Genomic DNA, 2,827 nt, shown 5'->3' with positions numbered 1-2,827 from the left:
GCCGCGCGCCGCCAGGCTGGGGAAAAAAAAGCCCCGCGAAAGCGGGGCCGTGGCGGTTCAGAGCCCGGAGGGCCAGGGCCCGCACAGGCCCGGCCCTGCCGGATTCACTCGGTCGCGGTGCGGATGGTCTCGCGGCCGTGGCGATCCTTGAGGCGGCCCAGGTCGGTGTCGAGGGCGCGGGCCGCCTTTTCAACCGCGCTGGTGAAGGCATCGGCCAGCTTGTCCGCATCGGCGCTGGCGGCGACGGGCGGGCGGCCCGCCGCGCGGGCTTCCACCACGCAGCGCTTGTCGGCCGCGCCGGACTTGCCGGCGTCCACATCGGACAGAAAGACCTCCACGCGGGTCAGGTGGTCGCGAAAGCGTGCAAGCCGGCTGTTGGTCTCGTCATGGATCCACTGGGCCAGCGATTCGCCGCCCTGGATGTAGTCGTCGGTGTGCACCTGTACTTGCATAGCGTTGCTCCTTTTTTCCAATGGCGCCCGGCAGGGGCCGGGCAAGACGAAAGGGCGGGACCGGCGCGTGGATGCCGCGTTCCGGCCACCACCCGGAGGCATCGTCGCACATCGCAGCGCCGGTGCCATCGCAACGCGCGGCGCCGCCGGGCTGTCGGGCAGGCGCCCACGGCGGGAGCGGCCGGTTCCTACAGCCGGAGCCGGAGGCCGGTGATACAACGTTTGGATGCCTTTTGCCCTGACCTGCGGCGCACCCATTCGCCGACGATTCTCCTTCGCGGACCGCTGAGCATGTCCACTTCCAAGCGCCTCAAGATCGGCCTGTCCGCCTGCTTCTCCCACGCGGACCCCGCCCGCTCGCTGTTCACCAACAAGACGCTGCAGTACGTGGAGCAGTCGATCGCCCACTGGATCATGTCCGCCGGCGCGATGGTGGTGATGGTGCCCTGCCCCACCGGCGAGACCGCGCGCGGCGACGTCACCCTGGCGCACTACGCGGACTGGCTGGATGGCGTGGTGATGCACGGCGGGTCCGACGTGTGGCCCGGCACCTACGGCGAGGTCCCGCTCAAGGACGCCTGGCTGGGCGACCGCATCCGCGACCTGTACGACCTGGCCGTGGTCGAAGCCTTCGAGCAGGCCGGCAAGCCCATCTTCGGCGTGTGCCGGGGGTTGCAGCTGATCAACGTGGCCTTCGGCGGCACGCTCTACCAGGACATCGAAACCCAGCACCCCGGCGCCCAGCAGCACCGCAATGCGGTGACCTACGACCAGCATTTCCACGAGGTGGAGCTGGTGCCTGGCACCCGGCTGTCGCAGATGTACCCAAGCCAGCAGCGCGTGGTGGTCAACAGCATCCACCACCAGGGCATCAAGAACCTCGCACCGGGCTTCGAGATCGAGGCCTGGAGCCATCCCGACGGCGTGCCGGAGGCGATCCGGCGGCGCCCGCAGCGTGGGCGGGGCTACATCGCCGCCACCCAGTGGCACCCGGAATTCTTCAAGCCCGGCTCGTCGCAGACCATGGACGACGCCCCCATCCTGGAAGACTTCCTGGCGGCCTGTTCGCGCTCCAAAGTGCGTCCGTTGCCGGGCCACAGCCCCTTCCAGATCCGGGATCGTGCCGCCCGACTGCTCCGGCAGGCCCTTTTGCTGCGCCGCTGAGAGGCGCGCGCTACCTCAACCGTAGCTATCAAAAACGATAGCGCCGCCGCCAGACGGCACAGCGTTGTGGTGGCTGTTCCGCGTTGCAACAATCAATGCGCGCTTTTCCGGCCAATTGTTACCGTTTGTTAGCAACGCGAAAGCCCACCGTGTAAATGTGCAATAACCGTGTCCGGAGACAGTGCAGCTTGGAGAGCTGCAAGACGACGTAGACCACTGTCCCATCGAAATTTTCTTCCTGCAACGAATAGGGGAAAGCGATGCCAACGAGACCGTCAGCCGCAGGCGCCGCGCCGCGCGGAACCCACACCGACCCGTCCCCCAGACTGCCGTTGCGCGCGATGCCTGCCGCGGTGGCCTTGTCCTGCTTGGCCCTGGTGGCCGGGCCCGGCACCGCGGCGGCGGACACCCTCACCGGCAACCTGCAGGCGACCATGCGCATCAGCACGGGCTGCGTCATCTCGGGCAGTTCGGGCGGGCAGTCCGGCGTGAGCTTCGGCACGCTGGACTTCGGCACCCAGCCCGCGACGTTCACGGGCACCGTGAGCGCGGCCCCCACGGGCGGCGCCGGCGGGGCGGGCACCACGCAGATCCTGTGCTCGCCAGAGATCACCGTCATCAGCGTGACGGTGGGCGGCGGGCTGCATGCCGGCCAGGGCGCCGGGGTGGGCGTGGGCACGCGGGCGATGAACTCCGCGTCGGCCTACATCCCCTACGAGGTGTACCAGGACGCGAGCCACACCACGCCCTACCCGCTCAACACGCCGGTGGCGAATGTCGCCATTCCCACGGCGGGAGCGGCGTTCAATCTGCCCATCTACGGGCAGGTCAACAAGACTGGCAGCCAGTCGCTGCCCTTCGGCGCCTACACCGACACGCTCGGGGTCACGCTGACGTTCTGACAGCTCGGCGGCCGGCCACGCGCCCGGCCCGCCCGGAGGACACCCATGATGCAAGCCATCGGACGGCATGGTGGGCCCATGCACGCCCTGAAAAGCCCTGTGCGCCTTTTCCGCAGGCCGCACCCCACCCCGGCGCGCGTGCGCCAAGCCGCCTCGGTGGCGGTGCTCGCCGCATTGCCGGCGTGGGTCGCCGCCGCCCGCCGAGGCCGCCACGCCCCATCGCCACCACGGCCACGATTCCGGTGAGCGCGACCGTAGCGCGCGGCTGCCAGATCTCGGGCAGCGCGCAGACCACCGGGCTGTCGTTCG

At 69.4% G+C, this 2,827-nt stretch carries 4 protein-coding genes; 2 read left to right on the top strand and 2 right to left on the bottom strand.

The features are described 5' to 3' along the window. Window positions 1-104 precede the first annotated feature (104 nt). The gene (locus AC27IQ_RS21900; protein WP_272566686.1) at window positions 105-452 is read right to left on the bottom strand and encodes an HPF/RaiA family ribosome-associated protein; all 348 of its coding nucleotides are present in this window, start codon (window positions 450-452) and stop codon (window positions 105-107) included. A 291-nt stretch (window positions 453-743) separates the two neighbouring features. On the opposite strand from AC27IQ_RS21900, the gene AC27IQ_RS21895 reads away from it, so the two are divergent. After that, on the top strand, window positions 744-1,616 hold the full coding sequence (locus tag AC27IQ_RS21895; protein ID WP_272566685.1) for a gamma-glutamyl-gamma-aminobutyrate hydrolase family protein: 873 nt from the start codon (window positions 744-746) through the stop codon (window positions 1,614-1,616). Window positions 1,617-1,734: 118 nt separating this feature from the next. On the opposite strand, the gene AC27IQ_RS21890 is transcribed toward AC27IQ_RS21895, so the two are convergent. Next, complete coding sequence (locus AC27IQ_RS21890; protein ID WP_487090777.1) at window positions 1,735-2,076, bottom strand: hypothetical protein; 342 nt, start codon at window positions 2,074-2,076, stop codon at window positions 1,735-1,737. On the opposite strand from AC27IQ_RS21890, the gene AC27IQ_RS21885 reads away from it, so the two are divergent. After that, window positions 2,051-2,518 carry a spore coat protein U domain-containing protein gene (locus tag AC27IQ_RS21885; RefSeq protein WP_487090776.1) on the top strand — a complete coding sequence of 156 codons (468 nt, stop codon included), beginning with the start codon at window positions 2,051-2,053 and terminating at the stop codon, window positions 2,516-2,518. The genes AC27IQ_RS21890 and AC27IQ_RS21885 overlap by 26 nt on opposite strands. Window positions 2,519-2,827: the final 309 nt, after the last annotated feature.

Source organism: Acidovorax sp. KPB24-07 (assembly GCF_057543315.1).
Note: the sequence above shows the minus strand (reverse complement) of the source record. Positions and strands in the feature narration are given on the sequence as shown.

Coding starts and splice junctions, on each gene's coding strand:
- AC27IQ_RS21900 (WP_272566686.1), bottom strand. CDS start 452: ATGCAAGTACAGGTGCACACCGACGACTACATCCAGGGCGGCGAATCG.
- AC27IQ_RS21895 (WP_272566685.1), top strand. CDS start 744: ATGTCCACTTCCAAGCGCCTCAAGATCGGCCTGTCCGCCTGCTTCTCC.
- AC27IQ_RS21885 (WP_487090776.1), top strand. CDS start 2,051: ATGCGCATCAGCACGGGCTGCGTCATCTCGGGCAGTTCGGGCGGGCAG.
- AC27IQ_RS21890 (WP_487090777.1), bottom strand. CDS start 2,076: ATGACGCAGCCCGTGCTGATGCGCATGGTCGCCTGCAGGTTGCCGGTG.